Here is a 724-nt window from a genome sequence, read left to right as displayed (position 1 = left end):
CGTAAAGACAAAGCACGCGAAGCCGGCGTGGCCGACTACATCCTCGACCCGTCCGAAGTCGATGTCGTCGAAGAAGTGAAAAAACTGACCAACGGCGAAGGCGTAGATGTCGCATTCGAATGCACCAGCGTCAACAAAGTGCTGGACACCATGGTCGAAGCATGCCGTCCGACTGCGAAAGTCGTCATCGTATCCATTTGGAGCCACCCCGCCACCATCAACGTCCATAGCGTCGTGATGAAAGAGCTGGACGTGCGCGGCACCATCGCCTACTGCAACGACCACGCAGAAACCATCAAATTGGTTGAAGAAGGCAAAATCAACCTTGAGCCTTTCATCACCCAGCGCATCAAACTGGACGAATTGATTTCCGAAGGCTTCGAGCGCTTGATCCACAACAACGAATCCGCAGTAAAAATCATTGTCAATCCTAATCTTTAATCCTAAGGCTTAAAGAATAAACAGGCCGTCTGAAACTTTTCAGACGGCCTGTCTACTTGATAAATTCCCGAATGGCCCAATTCTCTGCCGACCATTCACTTATCAAGAGTAAAACTCCATGAATCCAAAATACGCCCCACTCTTTCAAACATACACCCTCAATAACGGCGTAACCATCAAAAACCGCCTTGTCGTCGCCCCCATGACCCATTTCGGCTCACAAGCCGACGGTTTGATCAGCGACCAAGAGCGTACATTCCTCAGCAACCGTGCAGGCGATATG

At 50.3% G+C, this 724-nt stretch carries 1 protein-coding gene and 1 pseudogene; both read left to right on the top strand.

Annotated features, from left to right (window positions below; all coding sequences use genetic code 11):
* A partial coding sequence (locus tag ACTHUR_RS13950) for a zinc-binding dehydrogenase (protein WP_440399139.1) occupies nucleotides 1-441 on the top strand: 441 nt, incomplete at its 5' end.
* A 118-nt stretch (nucleotides 442-559) separates the two neighbouring features.
* Nucleotides 560-724, top strand: a pseudogene (locus tag ACTHUR_RS13945) (NADH-dependent flavin oxidoreductase); the annotation flags it as partial.

The organism is Neisseria sp. P0021.S007, from assembly GCF_051956855.1.
Note: the sequence above shows the minus strand (reverse complement) of the source record. Positions and strands in the feature narration are given on the sequence as shown.